This window comes from Cyanobium sp. Cruz-8D1, assembly GCF_024345975.1.
In the GTDB taxonomy this organism is placed as follows: Bacteria; Cyanobacteriota; Cyanobacteriia; order PCC-6307; family Cyanobiaceae; genus Cyanobium.
Window position 1 is genome coordinate 13,507 of record NZ_JAGQCD010000003.1, and the last position, 20,831, is coordinate 34,337.

At 66.5% G+C, this 20,831-nt stretch carries 32 protein-coding genes; 18 read left to right on the forward strand and 14 right to left on the reverse strand.

Annotated elements, in window-relative coordinates:
* Entirely contained in the window at positions 1-909 is a 909-nt protein-coding gene (locus tag KBZ33_RS02740) for a helix-turn-helix domain-containing protein (RefSeq protein WP_254950589.1), read from the forward strand.
* Between the two features lie 25 nt (positions 910-934).
* Here the strand turns inward: KBZ33_RS02740 and KBZ33_RS02745 are convergent, their stop codons facing one another.
* Positions 935-1,066, reverse strand: a complete 132-nt coding sequence (locus KBZ33_RS02745; protein ID WP_254950587.1) for a hypothetical protein — start codon at positions 1,064-1,066, stop codon at positions 935-937.
* A 145-nt stretch (positions 1,067-1,211) separates the two neighbouring features.
* On the opposite strand from KBZ33_RS02745, the gene KBZ33_RS02750 reads away from it, so the two are divergent.
* The 4 genes from KBZ33_RS02750 to KBZ33_RS02765 all read left to right on the forward strand — a co-directional run bounded on the left by KBZ33_RS02750 (position 1,212) and on the right by KBZ33_RS02765 (position 3,355).
* On the forward strand, positions 1,212-2,108 hold the full coding sequence (locus tag KBZ33_RS02750) for a hypothetical protein (protein WP_254950585.1): 897 nt from the start codon (positions 1,212-1,214) through the stop codon (positions 2,106-2,108).
* A 16-nt stretch (positions 2,109-2,124) separates the two neighbouring features.
* Positions 2,125-2,511 (forward strand): hypothetical protein, encoded by a 387-nt coding sequence (locus KBZ33_RS02755; protein ID WP_254950584.1) that lies wholly within the window; start codon positions 2,125-2,127, stop codon positions 2,509-2,511.
* Between the two features lie 374 nt (positions 2,512-2,885).
* The gene (locus KBZ33_RS02760) at positions 2,886-3,179 is read left to right on the forward strand and encodes a hypothetical protein (RefSeq protein WP_254950582.1); all 294 of its coding nucleotides are present in this window, start codon (positions 2,886-2,888) and stop codon (positions 3,177-3,179) included.
* Positions 3,179-3,355, forward strand: a complete 177-nt coding sequence (locus KBZ33_RS02765; RefSeq protein ID WP_254950579.1) for a hypothetical protein — start codon at positions 3,179-3,181, stop codon at positions 3,353-3,355. The genes KBZ33_RS02760 and KBZ33_RS02765 overlap by 1 nt, the downstream gene beginning before the upstream one ends.
* A gap of 62 nt (positions 3,356-3,417) precedes the next feature.
* Here KBZ33_RS02765 and KBZ33_RS02770 read toward each other — a convergent pair whose 3' ends face one another.
* Entirely contained in the window at positions 3,418-3,684 is a 267-nt protein-coding gene (locus KBZ33_RS02770; RefSeq protein WP_255011501.1) for a hypothetical protein, read from the reverse strand.
* Between the two features lie 213 nt (positions 3,685-3,897).
* Between KBZ33_RS02770 and KBZ33_RS02775 the strand changes: the two genes are divergently transcribed.
* On the forward strand, positions 3,898-4,503 hold the full coding sequence (locus KBZ33_RS02775) for a hypothetical protein (protein WP_254950575.1): 606 nt from the start codon (positions 3,898-3,900) through the stop codon (positions 4,501-4,503).
* A gap of 41 nt (positions 4,504-4,544) precedes the next feature.
* On the opposite strand, the gene KBZ33_RS02780 is transcribed toward KBZ33_RS02775, so the two are convergent.
* Positions 4,545-4,730 (reverse strand): hypothetical protein, encoded by a 186-nt coding sequence (locus KBZ33_RS02780; protein ID WP_254950573.1) that lies wholly within the window; start codon positions 4,728-4,730, stop codon positions 4,545-4,547.
* Between the two features lie 254 nt (positions 4,731-4,984).
* Between KBZ33_RS02780 and KBZ33_RS02785 the strand changes: the two genes are divergently transcribed.
* The 11 genes from KBZ33_RS02785 (at position 4,985) to KBZ33_RS02835 (ending at position 13,379) form a co-directional block, all read left to right on the forward strand.
* Entirely contained in the window at positions 4,985-5,902 is a 918-nt protein-coding gene (locus KBZ33_RS02785) for a major capsid protein (protein ID WP_254950571.1), read from the forward strand.
* Between the two features lie 98 nt (positions 5,903-6,000).
* Positions 6,001-6,438 (forward strand): hypothetical protein, encoded by a 438-nt coding sequence (locus KBZ33_RS02790; RefSeq protein WP_254950570.1) that lies wholly within the window; start codon positions 6,001-6,003, stop codon positions 6,436-6,438.
* 2 nt (positions 6,439-6,440) lie between these two features.
* Positions 6,441-6,965, forward strand: coding sequence for a hypothetical protein (locus tag KBZ33_RS02795; RefSeq protein ID WP_254950568.1), 525 nt, complete (start codon positions 6,441-6,443; stop codon positions 6,963-6,965).
* A 13-nt stretch (positions 6,966-6,978) separates the two neighbouring features.
* Positions 6,979-7,755 carry a hypothetical protein gene (locus KBZ33_RS02800; protein WP_254950566.1) on the forward strand — a complete coding sequence of 259 codons (777 nt, stop codon included), beginning with the start codon at positions 6,979-6,981 and terminating at the stop codon, positions 7,753-7,755.
* A 7-nt stretch (positions 7,756-7,762) separates the two neighbouring features.
* Positions 7,763-8,461, forward strand: a complete 699-nt coding sequence (locus KBZ33_RS02805) for a hypothetical protein (RefSeq protein WP_254950564.1) — start codon at positions 7,763-7,765, stop codon at positions 8,459-8,461.
* Between the two features lie 91 nt (positions 8,462-8,552).
* Positions 8,553-8,939 carry a hypothetical protein gene (locus tag KBZ33_RS02810; protein ID WP_254950563.1) on the forward strand — a complete coding sequence of 129 codons (387 nt, stop codon included), beginning with the start codon at positions 8,553-8,555 and terminating at the stop codon, positions 8,937-8,939.
* Positions 8,940-9,403: 464 nt separating this feature from the next.
* Entirely contained in the window at positions 9,404-10,417 is a 1,014-nt protein-coding gene (locus tag KBZ33_RS02815) for a hypothetical protein (protein ID WP_254950561.1), read from the forward strand.
* 39 nt (positions 10,418-10,456) lie between these two features.
* Entirely contained in the window at positions 10,457-10,876 is a 420-nt protein-coding gene (locus KBZ33_RS02820; RefSeq protein ID WP_254950559.1) for a hypothetical protein, read from the forward strand.
* Positions 10,877-10,891: 15 nt separating this feature from the next.
* Complete coding sequence (locus KBZ33_RS02825) at positions 10,892-11,794, forward strand: hypothetical protein (RefSeq protein ID WP_254950557.1); 903 nt, start codon at positions 10,892-10,894, stop codon at positions 11,792-11,794.
* Complete coding sequence (locus tag KBZ33_RS02830; RefSeq protein WP_254950555.1) at positions 11,791-13,023, forward strand: hypothetical protein; 1,233 nt, start codon at positions 11,791-11,793, stop codon at positions 13,021-13,023. The genes KBZ33_RS02825 and KBZ33_RS02830 overlap by 4 nt, the downstream gene beginning before the upstream one ends.
* A 128-nt stretch (positions 13,024-13,151) precedes the next feature.
* Entirely contained in the window at positions 13,152-13,379 is a 228-nt protein-coding gene (locus KBZ33_RS02835) for a Nif11 family protein (protein ID WP_254950553.1), read from the forward strand.
* A 13-nt stretch (positions 13,380-13,392) separates the two neighbouring features.
* Here the strand turns inward: KBZ33_RS02835 and KBZ33_RS02840 are convergent, their stop codons facing one another.
* The 6 genes from KBZ33_RS02840 to KBZ33_RS02865 form a co-directional block, all read right to left on the reverse strand.
* Positions 13,393-13,578 (reverse strand): hypothetical protein, encoded by a 186-nt coding sequence (locus KBZ33_RS02840; RefSeq protein ID WP_254950550.1) that lies wholly within the window; start codon positions 13,576-13,578, stop codon positions 13,393-13,395.
* 327 nt (positions 13,579-13,905) lie between these two features.
* Entirely contained in the window at positions 13,906-14,229 is a 324-nt protein-coding gene (locus KBZ33_RS02845) for a hypothetical protein (protein ID WP_254950549.1), read from the reverse strand.
* Positions 14,230-14,347: 118 nt separating this feature from the next.
* A complete protein-coding gene (locus KBZ33_RS02850; RefSeq protein WP_254950548.1) occupies positions 14,348-15,046 on the reverse strand; it encodes an HD domain-containing protein in 699 nt (232 codons plus the stop codon).
* Between the two features lie 40 nt (positions 15,047-15,086).
* Complete coding sequence (locus KBZ33_RS02855; protein ID WP_254950546.1) at positions 15,087-15,425, reverse strand: hypothetical protein; 339 nt, start codon at positions 15,423-15,425, stop codon at positions 15,087-15,089.
* Between the two features lie 427 nt (positions 15,426-15,852).
* Positions 15,853-16,332 carry a hypothetical protein gene (locus KBZ33_RS02860; protein ID WP_254950544.1) on the reverse strand — a complete coding sequence of 160 codons (480 nt, stop codon included), beginning with the start codon at positions 16,330-16,332 and terminating at the stop codon, positions 15,853-15,855.
* Positions 16,333-16,341: 9 nt separating this feature from the next.
* Positions 16,342-16,767: a hypothetical protein gene (locus KBZ33_RS02865; RefSeq protein ID WP_254950543.1), complete on the reverse strand. Its 426-nt coding sequence runs from the start codon at positions 16,765-16,767 to the stop codon at positions 16,342-16,344.
* Between the two features lie 232 nt (positions 16,768-16,999).
* On the opposite strand from KBZ33_RS02865, the gene KBZ33_RS02870 reads away from it, so the two are divergent.
* The gene (locus KBZ33_RS02870; protein WP_254950541.1) at positions 17,000-18,058 is read left to right on the forward strand and encodes a hypothetical protein; all 1,059 of its coding nucleotides are present in this window, start codon (positions 17,000-17,002) and stop codon (positions 18,056-18,058) included.
* Here the strand turns inward: KBZ33_RS02870 and KBZ33_RS02875 are convergent.
* The 5 genes from KBZ33_RS02875 to KBZ33_RS02895 all read right to left on the reverse strand — a co-directional run bounded on the left by KBZ33_RS02875 (position 17,995) and on the right by KBZ33_RS02895 (position 20,797).
* Positions 17,995-18,837 carry a gamma-glutamylcyclotransferase gene (locus KBZ33_RS02875; protein WP_254950539.1) on the reverse strand — a complete coding sequence of 281 codons (843 nt, stop codon included), beginning with the start codon at positions 18,835-18,837 and terminating at the stop codon, positions 17,995-17,997. The genes KBZ33_RS02870 and KBZ33_RS02875 overlap by 64 nt on opposite strands.
* A gap of 59 nt (positions 18,838-18,896) precedes the next feature.
* The gene (locus KBZ33_RS02880; RefSeq protein WP_254950538.1) at positions 18,897-19,163 is read right to left on the reverse strand and encodes a hypothetical protein; all 267 of its coding nucleotides are present in this window, start codon (positions 19,161-19,163) and stop codon (positions 18,897-18,899) included.
* A gap of 95 nt (positions 19,164-19,258) precedes the next feature.
* Positions 19,259-20,062 (reverse strand): hypothetical protein, encoded by an 804-nt coding sequence (locus KBZ33_RS02885; protein ID WP_254950536.1) that lies wholly within the window; start codon positions 20,060-20,062, stop codon positions 19,259-19,261.
* A complete protein-coding gene (locus tag KBZ33_RS02890) occupies positions 20,059-20,430 on the reverse strand; it encodes a hypothetical protein (RefSeq protein ID WP_254950534.1) in 372 nt (123 codons plus the stop codon). Before KBZ33_RS02890 ends, KBZ33_RS02885 begins: the two co-directional genes overlap by 4 nt.
* Positions 20,414-20,797 carry a hypothetical protein gene (locus KBZ33_RS02895; protein WP_254950533.1) on the reverse strand — a complete coding sequence of 128 codons (384 nt, stop codon included), beginning with the start codon at positions 20,795-20,797 and terminating at the stop codon, positions 20,414-20,416. The genes KBZ33_RS02890 and KBZ33_RS02895 overlap by 17 nt, the downstream gene beginning before the upstream one ends.
* Between the last annotated feature and the right edge of the window lie 34 nt (positions 20,798-20,831).

Consider the following 20,831-nt stretch of genomic DNA (forward strand, 5'->3'; position numbering starts at 1 on the left):
ATGACCAGCAGTCCCGCCCATGGGGCGTTGCCTCCGTCGGCGCTGCAGCCCTACGCCAACGCCCGCATCCTGCTGTTCTCCAACGCCATCGCTGGCGTGCTGGATTCCGAGCGCACCGGCCGCTTCCTGTTCGAGGGGTTTCTCAAGCGCCTGCGGGGGATCTCCAGCAAGGAGAACGCCCCGGGGCTGGACACAGGGGACTTCACCTACGAGGGCTACCTCACCCGCGGGGCGGTGCTGCCGCTGACACCGTCCCAACCCTGGGACTGGTTGGCCACGGACATCGCCTGGAGCACCAGCGGCATCCGACCGGTGTCTGCCACCACACCGGCGCTGCTCACCCCCTGTTTCGGGGCTGTCTGGTTGGGTCCGCTTGCCGAGCTCACCCCAGCGGGGGTGCTGCCGTCGCCAAGCCGCGGCCAGTTCGCGGCGTTCTCGGTGACTGAATTCGGTGGCATCTACGGCGCCGGTGGCATCGGCTCCTTGACCCAGCCGTTGCTGGGCGAACGGATCCAATCGGCGCTCAAGCCCAACCGGGTGGTGGTTGTCAGCACCGGCGACAGCCTCAACGTGCTGGCGGAGCGCCACGGCACCACCGTCACCACCCTGCGCGGCCTGAACCCCACCATCACTGCTCGGCCATCGGATCAACTGCCGCTGGGGAGCTGGCTGTTTCTGCCCAAGCGCCGCGCCGCGACCAACGCCGACACCAGCACCACCAGCCTGCCGGCTGGCTTCTACACGCCCGAAACCCTGGCCACTTACCTGGGGGTGTCGCTCTCCACCATCTACAGCTGGAACTCCAGCGGCTACGGCCCTCCCTTCGTGAAGCTGGGCAACCTCGTCCGCTACACCTACGAGGACGTGGAGCTCTGGCTGGCCAGGCAACTGGAGCTCTCGCGGGGCTGACTAACTGCTCAGAAGGAAAGAGGCCCTACTTCTTGGCCCCTTCGGTGTTGGTGTCGCTGCTGTTCTGGTGGCCGTTCAGGTGTTTCTCGCAGGCCATGGCACCGCTGCCTCCCAGCACTGCCGCGGCGAGCAACGCAATCGAGAGCAGGCGCTTCACGGGGGGCAGGCATCTGAGGTTGACCGTAGGCAGCTCCACGGCTTCCGCTCTCTCTCCGCTGTCGTCTCCTCACAGATCGATGGCTGGCAATAGCTGGAGAGCACAGCCCGGACGGGGTGCTCCTCCACGACAGCCGCGATGGGTCATGGCCACTGCCACTGCTTCTTCCACCTCCAGCACCACCGCCACCAGCGGCCAGGGCGCTGACGACAATTACGCCGCCACGGGCCAGCCCGGTGAGGCCACGACAGCCGGAGGCCCCTCGGGCGATCCCAACGGCATCGGCGGCCAGGGCGGCACTGCTGCCAGCGGCGGCGACAACTCCGGCGCTGCTCAAACCGAAGGCGGTGCTCCCCTCACTGACGAAAGCCGCCTCACCGAGCCCCTGCGGGCCGAGCGGCGCAAGAGCAACCAGCTCGAGAAAGAGATCCGCACCCTCCGCCAGCAGCTGAACCGCTTCTCAGAGATCAATCCCGAGGAGTACGCCCGCCTGCAGGAAGCCGAACGGCAGAAGCAGATCCTCGAGCAGCAGATGGAGCTGCGCGAGCGCCAAATGGAGGAGGCCTCCGCCCAGAAGGTGGCCGCTGTCGCCGCTGAGCGCGACGAGGCCAAGCAGCAGATCCTCCAGCTCCGCAAGGACCGTCTGCTGGAGCGTGCCTTCTCCCAGGCCGAGGGCCGCACCGGCGGCGACACCCGCGGCACATTCTTCGACATCTTCAAGGGGCAGCTGGGCACCTGCTTCCGTCTCAGCACCGGTGGGGACGGCAAGGACGTGCTCGAACCGCTCGACTCCCAGGGCAAGCCCCTGCTCGGCGATGACGGGCGGCCGATGACGACCACGGAGTTCCTCGATCAGATGCGCGTGCATCCCGTCTACGGCTTCCTGTTCCAGCAGCGCGGCCCGGCCGGCATGCAGGCCGCTGGAGCACTGACGGCATCAGGCATCGGCAGCAACGGCGAGCCGATCAATCCGCAGGCCATGTCGGCATCGGAGCTCTACCGGGCGTCTTTTGCGGTCAGTGGTCGCGGGGCTCGTCGCTGAGGCCTCTGCTCACCCAATGGCACGGCGACCCCGCAGCTTCTACGCATCCCTCTCCTTCCGGCCGCCCGAGCCGGTGGCTGCAGCAGCCCGCCGTGCCCTGGAGCGCCGGGCCCAGCAGCCACCCTCCAACCGGGGCATGACGCCAGTAGGCCTGGCGCGAGCCCGGCAGCTGCTCAACCGCCAGCAGCTCTCGCCCACCACCATCGATCGCATGGTGAGCTATTTCGCTCGCCACGAGGTCGACAAGCTGGGCTCCAGCTGGGATGCCTACGGCAAGGGCCGCCAGGCCTGGGATGGCTGGGGCGGTGACCCCGGCCGACGCTGGGCCACGGCTGTCGCCCGGCGGATGGATGCAGCAGAGCAAGCAGCTCAGCGCTCAACCAATCCACCCCGCCGCCGCTGACGCGCGGGTCGATCAACCCGGCAACCGCCCGGAGCCTGGAAAACACAACCAGCCAAACGATCAACGGCTCAAAAGGGGAGAAACTGACGCGAAAAAAATCGCGAATTCTCCTCATAATTTGCGTTTCAAAATCAGCTCCCTGCAGCTCCCTGTAGATCCCCGCAGATCGCCGTAGAAGAACGCAAACCTGGGGGTATTCCCCCTGTTTCCGGGAGCGGTGCAGCGTGCCTCGGAAATTTTTCAGGTTCTGGGAAATCCCCTTCTCAGGCCCTGCTGTCCTGATCGGCTCCCGCGCCAGCCGCTGATCCTCCTCCACCGGTAGTGGAGACAGGGAGCTCGTGCCACCATTGGTAGTGGCAGCGGACCCTGCGCTGATGACGGCCACCACCTTCAACGTCCAGAACCTGCGGGGCCAGTCCCTGCTGTTTCGCTGTCTGGAGACGGGCTTCGTGACCACGGCACCAGCCCTCACCCGCTATCAGCAGGGCCGGGGCATCGACCCCAGCCGCCGCGAGTTGGTGGGTGAGCGACCCGAGCAGTGGTGCAGAAGTCGGCCGGTGACGATCTGCGAGCACTGCGGTGCGGCGATCAAGGGCAACCAGTGGACCGTCCGCCAACACCAGCAGAGCCAGCGCTGTAGAAGGTCGAGGACGCCGCTGCCGGTCTGATGGACCATCCGTTCTGGCTCCTGGTGCCCTGGCTGGTCTTCTCCATCGGCATGGGGCTCAAGACCTGGAAGGTGACTCGGCTGATCAACCATCAGCTGCGCAGGAGTGCCTGGGGGGTGGAACCGTTCCGAGCTGGGCTGGAGCGAAACTGGCAGCGGAATCAGTCGCTGAGCTGAGTCAGCCGAAAGCCCCGGGGGCCCGCAGGCCCGCCGGGGCAGGGGCCGCAGCCCCTGGCGGCTCACAGCACCGCCACGGTGCCCAGCCGCTTGGCCTGGAGCTTGCGGGCCAGCTGATGGGCCAGCTGCGCCGGAATGAAGCGGGGCTTTTTGACCGGCAGCCCGCGGCGGCCATAGAAGACCGTGAGGCGCTCAGCATCGGGCGCCTTGATCCCGCCGGGATAGACGAACACCGCAAGCTGGCGGATCTCGCAGCGGGGGAAAGAGGAGGCCATCACGAAGGAGGCGAGGGACACCCGCGTCAGGCCCCGGCTGTAGCGACCTGGCAAGGACGCCTCGCAGAGGCGCCTGGCCCGATCCTTGCCAGGGCGAGACGGCTGGGGCAGCGGTGCCCCCTTTCTCCCCCTCGCCGACCGTGAGGCCTCCGGCCCCCGCGCGTGCTGAACCCCTTCATCAAAGGGCTGCCTGCTCTGGCGGTTCTTCCCCCCCGCAGCTCACACAGCAGCCTGGAAGAGTTTAATGTTTGGCAGCATGCTATATAATTGAACTGGAAGCTATTTATTGTGATCCATAAAATTTGTCGCTACGGAATCATTCTGCTGTCATTCGTTGGGGCATCTTCGCGCGCCAGCGAGTGGTGCCACGATGTAACAGAGGGAATCCCAAGGACCATCACTGGGGCTGTCCGCCTACATGTCTCAAGCCAATATGCTTTTGGATATGATGATATAAAGCGCGTCGTCGATGCTGGCGGAGGAATTGACTGCAGGCATACCAGGCCAGCGGCGAGAACTGAGCTGCTGGCCTGCTCTAACGGTCTTCGAGCCGTAGGAACGACCAAGGACCGACTATGTACCACTCAAGAGAAGTACGGAAGCGATTCAAGCAACCGTGCAATCTGCGCGCTGACCGGCGGCACGATTCCTGAGACAGACTGGAAGATAACGGATAAGATCGGCCAAGCCTTCAATGACTATGACGAGGACTGGGAGTCTCATTCCCCTGTTCGAGGATGCGTTCTCTCCTCTTCAGGGAAATACGAGCGTCGTGGATACAAAGCACTCGGTCTAACTGCAGGAGATTACAAGCTCTACTTCGTCAGGGAAGAGCTGGATGTCTACGATCCGAAGCGTCAGCCTTCTTTTTAGGTGAGCCCCCTCCTGCAGGAGGCCCGCCTGGCTGCCTGGCTTCAGAAGGGCAGCAGTGCCTCCAGCTCTGGATCGACCGGCATGGCTGGCGCGGCTGCTTGCTGCTCGCACAGCACCTGGGCTGCCAGCTCAGCCAGCCGTGGCCAGCGCCCGCTGCAGAACGCCAGATCCTCCAGCACCTGCCAGGAGAACTGCTGCAGCTGAGCTTTGCGGGACAGAGGGGCCATGGGAGGGCTCCGCGTAGGACCCCTCAGCCGGCGGGGGGCGGGTCAAGGGCCCGTCCACAACTGAGATGCGGAGCGCAGCGCAGCCAACGTCCCAGCGGCGGGCTCGTATCACCCTTGAGGCGCCCCCCGACCATGAGGAGGGCCGGAGCGGAGTCCCAACAGCGACCTTTCAGCCACATCACCGCTGCGCTGCTTCTGCCCATGGCAATAGGCAGTGACGTGATCTGGGGCCGGGCCCCGGGAGTGCAGCACCGATGGGCCTCACCCTGATCGAGGCAGCCAAGTACGAGACCCGCCTGGAGCACCTGGCGGTGATCAAGACCTTCGCTGAGGGCGAACTGCTCAGCTGGCTGCCGTTCATGAACATCGCCGGCGGCGGCCTCTTTTATTCCGTTGAGAAGGAGCTCCCCTCGGTGGGCTTCCGGGCGGTGAACGAGGGCTACAAGCAGAGCTACGGCGTCGTCGACCCCCAGTCAGAAGCCGTGCACCTGTTTGGAGGCGACGTGGATGTGGACCGCTCGATCGTTGATCTGCAGGGCCCCGAGGCCCGGGCGGCGCAGACCGAGATGAAGGTTCGCTCGATGCGGCTGACGCTGGAGGCGGCGCTGATCAACGGTGATGCCACCGCCAGCCAGGGCCGGGGCTTTGACGGCCTGGCCAAACGCCTCGCCCCGGGCAGCGAAATGGCGCTGAACAACGGCGGCGGGGCGCTGGATTTCGACAAGCTCGATGAGCTGATCGACTCGGTCAATTCCTACGGCGGCCGGAAGTATCTGGTGATGAGCAAGGCGATGCGCCGCCAGCTCAATGCCCTCGCCCGCCAGACCGTGGGCCAGGGCGTCTACAACGTGAGCACCAACAATCTGGGCGTGATGGTGCATCACTACCAGGAGTGCCAGATCCTCACAGTTGATCGCGACGCCCAGGGCCTGGAGGTGCTGGGTTACGGCGAGGCAGGGGGCACCAGCTCGATCTACTGCTGCACCTTCGGGGATCAGGCAGTGACCGGTCTGCAGGGCCCCTTCCAGGGCCGCTACGGCATCTCGGTGCGGGATCTGGGCGAGGTGCCTGATGCCCCGGTGTTCCGCACCCGGATCGATTGGTACGTGGGCTTTGGCGTCATGCACCCCCGCGCTGCTGGCCGGCTGCACTCCATTGCCCCGATCTCTTGAGGGGCCAGGGGCCCCTTCTCAATGGGGCTGGGGCTGCGCTTTGCGGTACTGCTCTCGGCCCAACAACCACTGCTTCTTTTCGTCTTTGAGACCGACCGATGACTCGCCTGAAAGCCAACGCCCTGCTGGATGCCGCCACGGTGCTGGTGGGCTGGACCAACCGCTCCGCCACCCGCGACACCGAGAAGGTGTTCACCAGCGGTGAGGTGGTGAAGCTCAACACCAAGCTCGACGCCGCTGCCCGCTTCTCCCTGCTGGTCTCCCATCCGGGCCACAGCGATGCGGTGACCGTGGTGCTGCACCTGGCGCCTGAACTCCGCGACGGAACCATGGGCACCTTCGTCCCCGTCGCCACCGTCGCCGTCCCGGCGGAAGGCGGTCGGGTCGAGGCCTACATCTCCGGCCACGACATCCTGCTGGACACCGCCGATGTGGATAACGCTGACCTGCCGGCGCTCTGCTTTGCCAAGGCCGTCGTCACCCCTTCGACCCCGGAGGGGATGGTCGTCGGCCTGACTGCCACCCTGCCGGCCTGAACATGAACCACTCCCCCATGGCCGGGCTCGCTGCCCAGGGGCCCCTTCCGGCCGGGATGCTGCGCATCCGCCTGGGCAGTCAGGAGCGCTACGTCTGGCCGGTGCATCTGCCCGGCTGGCTGGGGCTCGGCTGGCGTGTTGCTGGGGCCGAGGCATCAGCTGGAGCCCCATCAGCTGGGGTCGCCGCTGCAGATCCGCCGGCTCCCATCGCCGCAGATGTATGCCAGCTGCTTGAGCCGAACGATGCAAAACCTGCATCACCCCGCGGCCGGCGCGGCAGGCGCCGCAAGGAAGAGCCCGAGCAACTCGCGGCACCTGCTGACACCGGTGCCGGCACCGTCAACGACAGCAGCGACAGCGATGCCAGCGGCAATGAGCTCAGCAAACAGGAGCAGGACGCTGAACCCCCTGCTGCTGGCGGCGCAGAGCCGGATCCAGATCCCGACTCTGCTGCTGATCCATCGCCTGATGCAGAGCTGGCTCTCACCGCCCTGCCGGATGACCTCTTCGACGACCCGCTGATCTGATCCCCTGCTGGCCATGCCCTACCCCCTGCCCCAGCAACCCAGCACCGTGGGCGGCCAACGGGTACGGCTGCTTCCACCGATCGGCTGCCCAGGGGTAGAGCAGTGGGTGCTGCCGATGGAGTTCAGTCGCTGGGCCGAGCTGGGCTACCGCAAGGGACCCATCCCGGCCGATGACCTCGAACTGTTCTGGCTGCCGGCCGACAGCCGCTGGAATGAACCGGTCGGCTCAGCTGCGATCGAGCTGCTGATCAACCCGCGGCAGACCATCCCCTCACCGATCTCGGTGACCTGGGGCGACGGCAGCAGCAACGTGGTGCCCTGCCCCGCGGTCTCCAGGCAGGCCCCGCGGCTGCGGCACGTCTACGCCCAGCGGGCCGATGTAACCGTGCAGGTGCAGCTGGGGATGCTGATCGCCACGCTGCGAGTGGCCCTGGTGGGTTGTCCGGTGCCGCCCCAGCAGCTGCTGAACAACCGCGATGGTGGCGGCGGCACCGGTGGTGTGATCCAGCCGCTGATCCCCAGCGGCGGCATCACCGGCGAGCCCTACGACGGCCGCCATACCGTGGTCTGGCGCCTGCGGCTCCATCCCAATGGCGGCCTGGGCTTCATGCCGGACCCGAGCAGTGGTGAGCCGGCCCTCGCTGTGGTGCAGGAATCAGGTGTCGGCAGCCGCGCCACCCGCTGGTACTCCGGCGATGGGCCGCCGCCATCCACCCTGCAGCCCCCGCCAGCGGTGGGGGACTTCTATCTGGACCGCCTCAGCGGGCAGGTCTACGAACTCTCTGCCTGATCTCCCTGTGCCTGAGCTCAACAAGGGGCTGGCCGAGCGGGTGGAGGTGTTCACCCGTGCCACCAGCGATGCCCTGCAGAAAGCCGTCGGCGAGGTTCTTGATGCCCGCAACCCCTGGCAGCTGCTCTACCGGCTCTCGCGCATCGTGCTGCTGGGGCTGGTGCTCTACACCGCCTGGCTGCTGATCACCCTTCAACCGGACCTGGCCAAGCGGATGAGCACCACCACCGCCGCCACCCTGCAGGAACAGGTGAGCGCGCATCAGGGGCAGGTGCAAACCCTCCTGCGCAGCTCGATCGAGAGCAGCGGCGATGGTCTCCACACCCTGGCTCTGCTGCAGTGGGAGGGCGGCGGCAGCGTCACCGTGCTGGCGGTCGATGGGCGCCACGGCCAGCTGGCTCTGACGCCGGGACAACAACCGCTGCTGGGTGTGGAGATGGCCGAGGCCCTGGGCCATGTGGCGTTGGGCCTCTGTGCCACTGAGGGGCCCGCGGCCCTGCCGATGGCGGTGCGTTCGCCGGCAGGCAGCAACGGCGTGATCCTGGTCTGTCCTGTGGGTTGCAGCAGTGCAGGGCGCAGCCAGGGACTGCTGCTGGCGCTCTACGACCAAGAACGACCAGAGTCCTCTGGTGGCCTGCACGAGCGGCAGCAGAAGCAGTTGCAGCTGATTTCCCAGCGACTCGGCCAGCTCCTGGCGCAGCGCTGAGCGCAACTCCAAATTTGGCGTCGATTAGGAGTTGGTTTGGAGTTGTGCATCCCGCGCTGGCAAGAGCCAGTGATGCCGCCACCTGCACTCGATGCCCCTCTCCTGGCGTCAGCTCGCCTCGCTACTCGGACCCGCTGGACCGATGCCGCCCCAGCTGGCCTTGCTGGCGAGCCCCCAGGCCAATGACCGGCGCATCCTGCTGCGGGCACCCCAGGTCCTGACCATCAGCCGCGTCGATGCCGTGCTCAGCGGCGGCACCAGCCCCAGTGTCTCCTTCTCACTGCGCCATGGCGCCGATGTTTCCGCCACAGGCACAGCTGCCACGACGGATCCGATCACCGTCACCAGCACCACGACCGGCAGTGCGAGCACGAGTTTTCAGGTCCCAGAAATCCCCGCAGGTCACTGGCTGTGGCTGCAGATCACTACTGCCTCTGGCTCACCGGCGGTACTGACGGTTTCGATCGCGATGCAGTAAGGACTCCTGCCTTCCGGAAGGGAAGACAGGAGGCTGGGCCGGGCTGGGAAAGCTGGGGCGCGGAACTGCACGCGCCCGGCGTCGCCGGTCTTGTTCAGCAGGTGGCCGGGGTGGCGCTGCCTGCCTCGGCAACACTCCACCTCTATCCAGACCCCGCAGGCCCCGACCGTCCCCCGATGGGGACAATCCCGCTCCATGGCAATAGCCGATGACGCAACACCCGTCTGGCTGCCATGGGGTCCTGGAATTCCACCGGTTCAATCCGCGGTCCTGAGGGACCCGCCGGCCCGCAGGGCTCTCCCGGCGTTCAGGGCAACCAGGGGCCTGCTGGTCCCCAGGGGGCCCAAGGGCCTGCTGGCTTGCAGGGTCCAGAAGGTCCCGCTGGCCCTTCTGGCCCGGCTGGTCCGACCGGATCGCAGGGCATCCAGGGCCCAGCCGGGATCGGCATCAACTTCAAGGGCTCGGTGGCGGCACTCGCCAACCTGCCCGCCAATGCCGCCCAGGGCGATGCCTACCTGGTGCAGGCCGATGACTCACTGCGGGTGTGGGACAGCGGCACCAGCAGCTGGGTGAATGGCGGCTCCATCCAGGGGCCCCAGGGACCAGCCGGTGTGGCGGGCCCCGCAGGTGCCGCTGGTCCCCAAGGCCCGGCCGGCCCTCAAGGTCCGCAAGGCATCCAGGGACCTGCCGGTATCGATGGCCTGATCGGCCCCCGCGGCACGGGCTGGTTCACCGGTAGCGGTGCTCCACCGCTGAACATCCCTGGTGCGGTGGATGGCGACCTCTACCTCGACCTGCTCACCGGCACCGTCTACCAGCTCGGCCCGATTCGCGTGGCCGATCTGCCCGCCATCGGCAGCTCCTTCCAGGGCGGCTACTACGCCGGTCTGATCAGCCACACCGCCAATGGGGTGGCCACCCATGCGTTGATCATTTCGCCCAAGGCTTCTGGCTCGCTGCTGAACGTGGCCTGGAAGACGGCGAACACCTCCACCACGGGCACCACAAGCGTGTTCGACGGCTGGGCGAACAGCGAGGCGATGAACAACGCCAGCCATCCGGCGGCGCAGTTCTGCCGCTCGCTCTCGATCGGCGGCTACGACGACTGGTATCTGCCGGCCACCCAGGAGTGGGATGTGCTGTATCGGTCCTTCAAGCCGGAGGCGACGGCCAACGGCACCTATTCGGGGGCGGGCTATGGCGCCAACCCCTATGCGGTGCCGGCGGGCGGCAACTACACCGACAGCAACCCGGCCCTCACCTCGGTGCTCGCCTTCCGCGCTGGTGGGGCGGAGACGCTCAAGCACTTCGACGAGGCCTACGGCGACGATCCCTTCCTGCACTGGACCTCCACCCAGGTCGCCAGCGGCACCGCCTACCAGCGGATGACCTACATGGGCGATCAGTTCGCCGAGAGCAAGACGATCGCCTCCGCCACCCAGGTGCGCGCCATCCGCCGCATCCAGGTGCTGCCTTGATGCTTCGTCCGACCGTCTGTTGCTGAGGGTGATGGGCTGATGGCCAGCTGGCTGCCGCGCACCCAGATCCCTGGCCAGCGGCTGAGCGTGAGCGCCACCACCACGCCCCTGCTCCCCGGGGCCAGCGCCCTACTCGACCTGCCCGGTCTGGGGCGGCTCGGCCATTTCCTGGCTGTCAGCACCGATGCGCCGGGCTGGGTGAGCTTCTACAGCTCGCTGGCGGCGCGGGAATCCGATGGCAGTCGTCCGATCACCCAGGACCCGGCCCCGGGCAGCGGGGTGCTGCTCGATCTAGCCACCACCACCGCCTCCCTCACGGTCACCGCCCCGCCAGGCGGCACCTACTTCTCCACCGATACCGCGGCGGCCATGCCGCTGCTGCGGGCATTGGTGCGCAACACCGGCACCAGCCAGGCCGCCATCGCCGTGACCGTGACCGCCGTCGTGCTGGCGCCTTGAGATGAGGCCCACCCGATGAGCAGCCGCACCCTGATCGACATCAGCCGCCTCGGCACCGACACCTCCTGGCCCTCGGTGGCGGTGGAGGTGAACGGCTATCTGCAGAACTGGATCGCCGCGGCCAACGCCCAGGTGAGCCAGCACCAGCTGCGCATCGCCACCGCACCCAACCCCGAGGCCACTGCCACGGACCCCTGCGGCTGGCGCATCGAGGCGACCCTCGCCCAACTCACCCCTGGCGGGGAGCCGGCGGTGCTGTTGCTGGAGGTGTTCCTCACCGGCACCACCCTGCAGATCAAGCCGGGCATCGGCAACACCGAGCCCTACGTGGGGGCCGACACCGAACAGGGCTGGGTGTACCCCGCCGGCGATGTCGGCTACAGCAATGGCACCTGGAGCACCACGCCGCTGCCGTTCAACGCGCAGGTGGGCTGGTCGCTGGCGCCAGGAGCTGAATACTTCGTGTTCGCCTACAGCCAGCACCGCTTCACGAACAGGCAGGCGGTGCCGCTGCTGATCGCTCGCGACCAGGTGTCCGGCCACTGGATCCTGGCGGGCACGCCTCCCACCAGCACCAGCGATGCTCTGCGTGCGGTGAGCTGGAACGCCCGCTCCGGCCAACCCTCGGGCTCGCGCGGCCTGCTGCGCGAGAGCTTCTCGGCACCGGTGATGATCCGCCGGCCGGGCGAGCTGGTGATCGCCACCACCGATTGGAGCTACTACGAGAGCGCCAACGAACCGGCCCAGTTCTGGGAGCCACTGCTGTTGCCGCCCGACTTCGCGGCCCTCAACGTGAGCAGCGCGGCGATGAGCTACTACAAGTCGCCCGATGGCAACGAGTGGCTGGCGATCGGCGGCCACGGCCTACTGCTGCGCACCAAGGACGCGTCTGCTCCCCAGGGAGGCGCAGGGCCATGACCTACCAGGTGTTCTGCCAGAGCTTTGCCCCCGGCAGCTGGAAGTGGACCAGCAAGGATCCCGCTGGGATCGGCATGCAGCTCGATGCCGCCTTCCGCGCCTTTGCCGCTGTGGTGAACGCCCTGCCCGGCAACGCCACCACACCGCTGAGTGTGGTGCGCTCCCATGCCGATGCGACCGCCAACCGCTGGGGTTACACCTGGCAGCTGGGCCACCCCGTTGAACCTGCGCATCTCTGGTTTCTGACTGAAAGCACTACCGCCCAGGGGGAGACCCAATCCAGCAGCAGTGCGGTCTTTGGGAACGCGCTGGCGAGCACCTTCACCAACAACACCAGCAACGGCGGTTACGGCTCCTACAGCAGCTCCACCGGCAACAGCACCGCGCTGGCCTACGTCGACAGCACCCTCACCGGGGCCACGTCGATCGGCGCGATCCTGCTGATCGCCCAGGACACCACTCCTGGTAAGGAGTTCTTCTGCTGGGCCCTCAAGACCCATGGCGGCAACGATGACCTGCACCGCGACAGCTGCCATGCCCTCTACAAGAGCCCGGGCACCACGGGCTGGAACTCGATTGCGATCTTCCCCCGCACCAGCAAGCAGTTCTACGGGCAGGTGGTGCTGCACGGCTATTCGGGCAACCGCTTTGGCGGTCTCCCCTCGGCCATCGGCTCCAGCATCACCGCCAACGGCCACCAGCTGCGCAGCGGCATCGCCCTGGGCCACTACGACTTCGTGCTCCAGGCCCAGGGGCTGTTTGATTCGCCGCCGCCGCTGATCCAGCTGCCGGCGCCGCTGTTCATCGGCTCCACAACCATCCGCGGCGCCAGCACCCATTTCGGCAAGGTGACCCGTCCCGATGGGGTGATGCTGCAACTGGGGCAGCGCTCCAGCGAGCGGGATGTGTGGCTGTGGGTGCCAGCAGGCACCAGCCACAACCAGCCCAGCCCCTGGAGCTCACCGCTGACCCTCAGCCACTGGCGGGAATGCAACGAGCTGCACTTCATCACTGGTTTGCCACCTGAGGGGCTGCAACTGATCACCAGCACGGCGGACTTCATCCGCCACTTCCCGCCCATGAGTGCGGTGGGCGCCCGCCAGCACCCGCAGCAGGGACCGCTGCTCTCCGGCTCCGCTGGTGGGGGAGGAGGAACCGGTGGTGGAGGGGAGTCAGGAGGCGGACCGACGCGACCTACAACAGGCCTGCTCTGGCCGCGGGGGATCTGATCCGCGGAATCAAAGAGCACCTCAGGCTCTCCCCGCTGAATGCAACGGATCGCGCCCAGCGTGCCGCGCTGAACCTGATGAACTTCGCTACCTGCGCGATGGTGACCAGATCCCCCGAGCGCTGAGAGATGAGCTGGTCGGATCTGGAGCGGTTGGTGGTTGATGCAGAAGCCAGTGCCCAACTCCAGGGCGTCCTGCGCCGTTGCAGCAGCCGCACCAACCTGCTGCAGACGGCACGGCGGTTGGGGTATCGGGTGACCCACAACGATCTGCGCCATGCCTGGTTGCAGCACCTCCAGGCCGCCGAGGCCCAGGAGCCCAGCGCGCTCAAGCCCGCCACGGGCGCGCGGCGCTGAGAGCCGGCTGGCTCTACACGCTCCAGCGCAGCGGCTCCTCCCAGCCGGCCTCTGGGCAGATCAGATCCCAGCAGCAGCCGATCGGCTGCGGAACCGGCAGGGAGAAGAGCACCAGCTGCCGGGCGACCTGCACTGGGTGACGGCGCTGTGGCTTGCGCTGGCGGGAACGGCAGGTAGTGGTGGTGGTGGTGGCTTCCATGGCGAACGGGAGAAGAAACGCCCCCCTCCACGCCCCTGAGCCCCGGGGTCAAGGCCACCGCTCAGGTGCTCGCCTTGGCCTTGACGCTGGGGCGCTGCCAGCCCACCGCAACTGGTGGCTGCTGGCCGCGGGGCGGACCATCGGGGAGGTGCTCTCCTGCGCCGTGGACCACCGCCAACCCCGCACTGCCCTACCGCTGCGCTCCGCCACCGCCGGCATGAGCAACCCGCCCTGGACCTCGCCTCCGGACTTGGCCCAGCCCACTGGCGGAGAGGCACATCAGGGGAGTGAAATGCCGGGATCAGGGCTCCCGGCGGGCCCTGGCCCTCAGGCCATCTGCAGCCTGAGCTCAGCCAGCGCCTCACGATCAGCCTCCAGCTGGCAGCGCTGCAGCAGCTCCTGCTGGGCCAGCAGCCGCTCATCCAGCTCATCCACCCGTGCCAGACACTGCTGGATCGCCGGAAGCACCTCCTCCTCCAGCAGGGTGATCTCCTCTTCTCCATAGGGCTGCTCGATCCAGGTGCGGCGCAGCGGCAGCCCCCGCCGGCGCACCAGGATCTCCTCCACTGAGCGCAGCGTGGACTCGAGCAGCAGAAACGGATCCTCTTCTGGGCGGCAGAACGGCGAGGAAGCGGCGGACAGCATGGCCATGGACTCGGCGCCGAGAGCGGCGCAGCGACGGGACCGATCCCAGCGGAGGCCCGACGCCAGGAGGGCCTCAAACTGGAGAGGCCCGGAGCAAGCTCCACTCAGCGATCCAGCAGGGAGCTCATGCGACAGCTCCGGCTTCGCTGGGGTCAGCCGCCTGACGCCGCTCGGCGTAGCCCGCAGCCCAAACCGCTGGGGCGATGCCTTCTGGCACGCAGGCGCGGTAGGTCTCGCTGGCCAGGATCTCCTGCACGGACTCGCCCAGCAGCTCCACTGAGCGGCTGCCCGTCAGCCGATGGGAGAAGGTCTGCTGCAGCCGCAGCAGGTACCAGGCCGAGCCCTCCAGACCAGCGTTGAACTTGGTCCACATCCCCGCGTCCCTGCGGGCATCGAGCACCATATCGCGGGCGTTGTGAGCCTTGTCGGCGGCGCTCACCAGTAGCGACTCGGGTGAGGCGCTCTGCAGGTGCTCGATGTAGCGGGTCTTGCGCAGCAGCCAAGGCTCTTTCTCCCCTCCCGCTTCCACCGCACCGGTGGTGTCGGTGCAATCGCGGACGATCTGGGCCACCCGCAAACCAAAGCGGGCGGCGATCTGGCTATCACTCACGCCGGCATCCTCGATGGCGTCGTGGAGCAGGCCCGCGATGGCCTGGTCCTCATCGCCACCGTCTTCCCAGACCAGGGAGCTCACGCCGATCAGGTGAGAGATGTAGGGCACAGGTTTCCCCTTGCGATGCTGGCGGCGATGCAGCTCACCAGCCCATCCCAGGGCATCGATGTAGCGCTGGCTGTGGGCCTGCTGCGCTTGGTTCTCAGTCATGGCTCTCCTGTGGTGTGGTGTCTCTCATCAAGCGGGTAGTTCACAGCTGGGATTGGGCCTGCTGCCGCTGCCGGTGCTCCTGCAGCAGGCGCTCCCACTCCTCTGGTGGCAGCGGCTCCTCAATCGGTCCATCGTCAAAAGCAGCCGCATCGAAATACTGGCGGGCACGCTGCTCCGGGATCTGATCCCACCAATCACCACCCATCAACCGCGCAAAGAGATCCGGGAACGGCTCCCAGGCACCGCGGATGCCACTCCAGAGGGCCTCACTGCCTGGCTCGCCGCTACGTCGAGCCAGCAGCACCGGCAGACCGTGGTTGCCGTCGAGGTCATCCTGCCAGGGATCCTCCTTGGCGTAATAGACGAAGGAATTGGTCATCAGGGCCTCCGGGATGGGGAACACCTCCCCCGGCGAGCGCCTGGAGGTTCATTGTCTCCCGGCTGCTGCAGCCCTGGAGATGACAGAGGCCCAGCGGCGGCAGAGACCACTGGGCGGCGAAAACGCCTGGCTTTCGCCATAAGCTGGCCCTAATACAGCCCTGCGTTGCAGGCATCTCCGCCAACTGGTTGGCGCAAGAGGTCTCAAACCTCAGAGATTCTGCGAAGAGATCACAAGCGCACCCGTTAGGGCCGCGCCCCTCAGCTGCAGTGGGCCGCTGCCGCCCGGGGCCATGGGCCGAGAAGGGAATCACCAAGGGACGATCGGCCTGGGCACAGAGGGGAAGGCCAAAGCGGCTTGTGGGGCAGGCCACAAAGAGAACGCCCCCATGGCAAAACATCGCCGGAGCCTCGGGCGGCCTGACTCGTTATCTGACCGCAGGGAAATCAGACTCCTTCCACTTGAAGTCCTTTGCCTCGCGTCTGACCTTGCCGAGTGGCAAACCGGTTGCAGCCTGTATCTCAGTTTCAAAGAAGCGGCTGGCGTCCCCGTTGTCGAATGCGAATGCGAGCTCAGCGACCTCTCCTTCCGGTGTGTAATAAGCAATCGAAAACGTCGACTTAAAGGAGCGCAGCCCGAAGGCGAGCAACCCTGGTGCCCCAAAGAGAAGGGTGGCACCTGCACCTAGTACGGCATTGGATTGGCTACCTGGCCCTCCCTTTGCCCAGCTGGTGACAGCATCAACGGGCACGGTCTTGCCATCAACGATCAAGCGATCACCAAGGATCTTGACCACGCAGTCGCGTTTGCTGGAGCAACGAGCTTCATAGGAGCCCGCCTGGACCGCCAAGGGGATGAAAAGCAACTGGGTCGCCAGTAGGACGGGAAGAGTGCGGCGAAAGCTCATTGGCGTTTCTCAGTTCATGGACCGAACGTCGGTGGGCTTGGCCTTGGGATCGATGGCTGTCTTCCCGACCTGCACGCCGCCGTTCTCTTCCCACTTGAATTCAAAGAAGTAATCAAAGATCGACTCTCCCTCTGGCAGCTTGACAACATTGCCGTTACCAATCACGCAGCTGGCAGGGTCATCCCAGCCGGACTGGGTTTGCTTGCATGCTCGAGCCGCAATGACGCTGTGATCCCACCACTTGGAGTAGCCAGTCCAGCCATTCACAATCAAGGTGCTCTGCTTGATGATCACACTGCGGCCATCCACCACATCAAAGATGGCCCAGCTGTTGGGCGCGCCTGAAACCCAGGCATTACCGCCTGAAAGCTTCACCTTGTAGACCACGATCTTGCCCTTGAGATCGGCGGAGTAGCCAACGCCCTCCAGATCCACATTGGCTGGATTGCCTCTGGGAGCCGCAAGCTCTTCTCGAGGAGCACCGATCGCCGCACCCGCCGATGCGATCAGAGCAAGGGCAACGAGAACTATGCGGTTTCTGCATAAATTAACCATCATTCTTCCGCTGCGACTGCTATCGAATCTATGCGAACAGCCCCATGGCGAGACCTGAATTGAGTTGCGCGGCCCGTTGGGGCAGGCTGACTGCAAGCAAGGTGCGGACGCGATGGTGGAAGCCGAGCAGCTGAAGGCTGTGCTGGAGGCGATGGCCTCGGGACCCGTTGCCGATGCCCGCCGCGAGGCCGAACGGCAGCTGGAGAGCTGGATTCAGGAGCTGCTGGATGCGAAGGTGCGCCATTCGCTGACGGCGACCAGCGGGCTGGATGAGCTGACGGCTACCGCGCTGACCAACGCCAAGGGGCTGTCGGCTGCTGGAGCGGTGGTTCTGGATCGCTTCCGCTACCGGCTGGCCCATGTGGCGATGCGCAACCAGCAATGGCAGCAGGCGTTAAGGCTGCTGGATGTGGTGCTGCAGGGCAGCGGTGAGCTGACCCGGGCCCGGCTCTACCGCACGGTCTGCAGGCTGAGGGGAGAGGGCCGCATCGACGATGAGGCCCTGCGGGAGCTGGTGCAGCGCTACCGGCAGGACGGCATGGAGCGGCCAGGTGCACCATCGCTGGATGTGCTGGTGCAGGAGCCCACCACATGCCTGCTGGAGCTGCTGCTGCTCTGCCAAGGCAGCGAGCCTCAGCTGCTGGATCAGCTCTATGAAGACCAGGGCCGGCACCGCACCACTGGCCTGAAGCTGTTCATCCAGCCCCAGGGCGAGCGCTGCAAAACCGTGGTGTTGAGCGAATGGCTGGCCCAGGCCCACCTGGACGAACTGGCCCAGGAGGGCTGGCTGGTGGTGGACAGCACGGTGGAGAGCATCGGCGAGCAGGGCCGGGGCAGCGAACTGTTCTGTTCCAACTTCCCCGTGGCTGTGCTCATGGGCTTGGCGCAGGTGCTGGCTGATGCCGCGACAGTGCCTCTCGGAGGCAACAGGGGGCTTTCTTCTGCGGCAGTCCAGGATCGATTTCTGACGCGCGACGATGGTCATCTGGTCAAGCCCGACAAAGAGCCCCGCTGGGAGTACGTGACCAGTGGGGTGCTCAAAGAGCATCCCGACAGGAAGGTGATTTGCCGTGAGCGGGCATGGAACACCTGGCGGCTGGAGCCTCCCTATGTGGTGGTGCTGAGGGATTCGGCAACTGCGGTGCGCCAGGCAACCGGCAGATCCCAGTGATCAATGCCGCAAAGGATGTGGCGCTTGTAGGACGCTTCTGCCCGTAGGCCTGAACGGCGCCTGTGATCACAGGGCACGTAGGCCAACGCCTCAAACATGGCGCCGCAGTGGCTGCGAACCATCACCCGCTCCTGGCGGTAGTGCCCGTAGTCGACCCCCTCCGCCTCATCCAGCTCGGCCAGGTCGGCAGCTGAGTGGTGTGTGACCACCCCCCAGGTGACGGCGCCGCTGCAGGGCTGGATTCCGGCATAGCCGTTGGTGGACTTGCCCCAGGCCTGCTTGTCGATCGCCCAGCTCCAGCCATCCAGCTGCACCACCATTCCCTCGCCGTCCCAGTCTCGGCAGCGCTCCTGCAGGCGTTTGGGGTTGAGGTTGGAGCCGTAGTGCAGCACCGGGGTGGTGTCCCAATCCCCATTGGGGATCACGGGATAAGGAGCCACCTGCTCGCTGGTGCCGTGATACACCCAGGCGGTGCTGCCATCGCTGAGCTGCAGCTCACTGCGGTCGTAGAAGCCGGGATAGCCCTCCAGCTGGTCGAGGCGGCGCAGGCCCGCATCGCTGACGCGGAAGAGCTCGCCATGGATCACGGCATCACTGCCGCCGGTGAGCAGGGTCATCGGGTAGGGGCCCCGGTCGTGAAGCTGGGCGCCGATCACACGCCGCCGGCCCAGGTAGGTGCTGCCGCTCAGGCAGCTGTGGTTGACCTGGCCGCGCTTGAGCGTGCCATACACAAAGACGCTGTGACTGTTGCGGGAGGTGGGTTGCATTGACGTGGGCATGGCTGTGGGTGGAGAGGGGGATTGACCGCAGGAACGGATGGTGAATGCTGTGCTGTTGCTCAGCTGTTGAGCAGCCGCTGCAGCTGGCGTTCGACGCGGCGACGGCGCCTCTGGTCATCGAGCTCGGGTTCCATGGCGTGGATGCGGCTGGCGATGCGCTCCAGCAACTCGGCACGGACGGAATTGGGGAGGCCTTCTGCAGCCAGCTCTTCGCTGACCGCGCGAACCGCGCCAGTGATCTCCGGGTGAAGGGGGCGATAGGGCTGGAAGCTGCTGCCGCGCAGGCGGCAGGCCTCAAGGAAGAAACCGGTTTCGTAGGGGCCCATGGCTCTGTGGTGTGGGACCCATGCAGTGAAAAGTCTCTGTTGTTGCTGAGGTGTTGATTGCGGCTGCGTCCACAGAAGAAGCGCTCTTCTGGGCCTCAGCGGAAGCTGTCCACCACCACCGCCCAGCCCCTGCCGGGTGCATAGCGGTAGGCACCGCCGCCGATGGGGTCCACCATCCAGCGCTTGCCGAAATTGAGACGCGAGAAGCGCAATCCCATGCCATTAGCATTGAGGGTGGCGCCACTGATCAGGTCGGGCTCCCCCCAGGGGTCGTTCACCACCACATGGGTGGGGGTGTGGCCGTAGATGATCAGCCAATGGCCTGAGCCGGTGGGCCGCTCGACCGGGCCCCGATGGATGTAGCCGCAGGGGACGGGGATACCGCGGTTGATCAGCCGCTCGATCAGCTGGAAGTCAGCGCTCTGTTCCAGCCGGGCGGTGACGCCGAAATAGGCGAGGGCGCGCAGCTGGGCGCTGGCGTCTGTGGTGTCGCCAAAACGCTGCACCACCGCCAGGTACTGGTCGTCGCCATTGGCGCCTTTGAGCGTGCCGGGCTTGATGGCCTCCAGGAGCATCGCGCAACTGGAGGAGAAGCAGGTGCGGTCCCGCTGAGAGAGCTGGGCGGAATCGCGCTGACTGAACCGGGGCACACCCACCAGCGGGTTGGGGTGGCGCAGAACGGCAGTAGCCGGCAGCCGTGCTGGCGCCTTGGTCTCCACTGCGGCCTTCCATAGGTCCCGCAGCTCACTGCCCTCAGCCAGCGCCTGGGGCTCGTGCAGCACCAACAGGTCCAGCACCGCCTGCAGCCAGGCGCGGTGATGGCTCTTGGCCGGGTCGTAGTGGCTGACGTAGTTGCTGGTGGGGACTGCAGGCTTCCCCTGCTTGGTGGTTTTGCTCATGGCTGCCACCGCTCCAGATCGTCCGGCGACGCCCCGTCCAACCAGGTCGCGAAGGCCTCATCCCCCATCTGCCCCAGGGCGTGATCCGCTGCAGCCCGTGGGTCGAAGAGCTCAAACAGCGGCCCCAGGTCGTCTGTGGCCCAGCTCTCACCGGTGCGGGCCTCCAGCTTCTGGCGCACCACCCGCTCGAGCTCGGCGCCGGAGCAGCGCTGCAGCAGCCCCGGCAGCAGCGGATCGAGCTGGCGAAACAGCACCGGCGCGACGCTCAGGATGCGGCGCTGCACAAACCGCCGGGCCAGTGGTTTCACTACGGCCTCCAGCACCCCAAGGCCCAGGAAGGCGATGGCCAGATCAACCAGCCAGCGCATCGTCCCCGTCCTCATCGTTGGCGCCACTGCGGAACTGCCCAAGCCGGTTCCTGGGCGGCAGGTGCCGCACCACGGCAGACGGGATGCCGCCATCGGGGCCGCCGCCACCCGGGCCAGGGCCCTGCCCCACAGGGCCTTGGCCCCCTGGGCCCCTGGCCCCGGTGCGGCCGGAGTCCATGAAGTAGGTGGCGGCCGACTGCCCTGCCAGAGCAATCGCCGGGAGGGCCAACGCCCAACGGCTCTCGCAGAGGGCGATGTCCTTGGCGCGGACCTCGCAGACCCCCACAAAGGCCATGAGCGAGAGGATCTCAGCGCCCACCAGGGCCAGGATTGGAGCGGTGTTACTGCTCAGTTGCGGTGGTGCCATCGGCATCAGTGGGGCCGCCGCAGGCAGATCGGCC

What these genes read in the sequence shown, in the direction of transcription:
- KBZ33_RS02760 (WP_254950582.1), top strand. Translation starts at nt 2,886, where the DNA reads ATGACGGCCACCACCTTCAACGTCCAGAACCTGCGGGGCCAGTCCCTG.
- KBZ33_RS02880 (WP_254950538.1), bottom strand. Translation starts at nt 19,163, where the DNA reads ATGGGCCCCTACGAAACCGGTTTCTTCCTTGAGGCCTGCCGCCTGCGC.
- KBZ33_RS02765 (WP_254950579.1), top strand. Translation starts at nt 3,179, where the DNA reads ATGGACCATCCGTTCTGGCTCCTGGTGCCCTGGCTGGTCTTCTCCATC.
- KBZ33_RS02790 (WP_254950570.1), top strand. Translation starts at nt 6,001, where the DNA reads ATGACTCGCCTGAAAGCCAACGCCCTGCTGGATGCCGCCACGGTGCTG.
- KBZ33_RS02885 (WP_254950536.1), bottom strand. Translation starts at nt 20,062, where the DNA reads ATGAGCAAAACCACCAAGCAGGGGAAGCCTGCAGTCCCCACCAGCAAC.
- KBZ33_RS02835 (WP_254950553.1), top strand. Translation starts at nt 13,152, where the DNA reads ATGAGCTGGTCGGATCTGGAGCGGTTGGTGGTTGATGCAGAAGCCAGT.
- KBZ33_RS02750 (WP_254950585.1), top strand. Translation starts at nt 1,212, where the DNA reads ATGGCCACTGCCACTGCTTCTTCCACCTCCAGCACCACCGCCACCAGC.
- KBZ33_RS02895 (WP_254950533.1), bottom strand. Translation starts at nt 20,797, where the DNA reads ATGGCACCACCGCAACTGAGCAGTAACACCGCTCCAATCCTGGCCCTG.
- KBZ33_RS02870 (WP_254950541.1), top strand. Translation starts at nt 17,000, where the DNA reads ATGGTGGAAGCCGAGCAGCTGAAGGCTGTGCTGGAGGCGATGGCCTCG.
- KBZ33_RS02825 (WP_254950557.1), top strand. Translation starts at nt 10,892, where the DNA reads ATGAGCAGCCGCACCCTGATCGACATCAGCCGCCTCGGCACCGACACC.
- KBZ33_RS02830 (WP_254950555.1), top strand. Translation starts at nt 11,791, where the DNA reads ATGACCTACCAGGTGTTCTGCCAGAGCTTTGCCCCCGGCAGCTGGAAG.
- KBZ33_RS02785 (WP_254950571.1), top strand. Translation starts at nt 4,985, where the DNA reads ATGGGCCTCACCCTGATCGAGGCAGCCAAGTACGAGACCCGCCTGGAG.
- KBZ33_RS02840 (WP_254950550.1), bottom strand. Translation starts at nt 13,578, where the DNA reads ATGGAAGCCACCACCACCACCACTACCTGCCGTTCCCGCCAGCGCAAG.
- KBZ33_RS02845 (WP_254950549.1), bottom strand. Translation starts at nt 14,229, where the DNA reads ATGGCCATGCTGTCCGCCGCTTCCTCGCCGTTCTGCCGCCCAGAAGAG.
- KBZ33_RS02740 (WP_254950589.1), top strand. Translation starts at nt 1, where the DNA reads ATGACCAGCAGTCCCGCCCATGGGGCGTTGCCTCCGTCGGCGCTGCAG.
- KBZ33_RS02755 (WP_254950584.1), top strand. Translation starts at nt 2,125, where the DNA reads ATGGCACGGCGACCCCGCAGCTTCTACGCATCCCTCTCCTTCCGGCCG.
- KBZ33_RS02795 (WP_254950568.1), top strand. Translation starts at nt 6,441, where the DNA reads ATGAACCACTCCCCCATGGCCGGGCTCGCTGCCCAGGGGCCCCTTCCG.
- KBZ33_RS02875 (WP_254950539.1), bottom strand. Translation starts at nt 18,837, where the DNA reads ATGCCCACGTCAATGCAACCCACCTCCCGCAACAGTCACAGCGTCTTT.
- KBZ33_RS02800 (WP_254950566.1), top strand. Translation starts at nt 6,979, where the DNA reads ATGCCCTACCCCCTGCCCCAGCAACCCAGCACCGTGGGCGGCCAACGG.
- KBZ33_RS02855 (WP_254950546.1), bottom strand. Translation starts at nt 15,425, where the DNA reads ATGACCAATTCCTTCGTCTATTACGCCAAGGAGGATCCCTGGCAGGAT.
- KBZ33_RS02890 (WP_254950534.1), bottom strand. Translation starts at nt 20,430, where the DNA reads ATGCGCTGGCTGGTTGATCTGGCCATCGCCTTCCTGGGCCTTGGGGTG.
- KBZ33_RS02860 (WP_254950544.1), bottom strand. Translation starts at nt 16,332, where the DNA reads ATGAGCTTTCGCCGCACTCTTCCCGTCCTACTGGCGACCCAGTTGCTT.
- KBZ33_RS02820 (WP_254950559.1), top strand. Translation starts at nt 10,457, where the DNA reads ATGGCCAGCTGGCTGCCGCGCACCCAGATCCCTGGCCAGCGGCTGAGC.
- KBZ33_RS02780 (WP_254950573.1), bottom strand. Translation starts at nt 4,730, where the DNA reads ATGGCCCCTCTGTCCCGCAAAGCTCAGCTGCAGCAGTTCTCCTGGCAG.
- KBZ33_RS02810 (WP_254950563.1), top strand. Translation starts at nt 8,553, where the DNA reads ATGCCCCTCTCCTGGCGTCAGCTCGCCTCGCTACTCGGACCCGCTGGA.
- KBZ33_RS02850 (WP_254950548.1), bottom strand. Translation starts at nt 15,046, where the DNA reads ATGACTGAGAACCAAGCGCAGCAGGCCCACAGCCAGCGCTACATCGAT.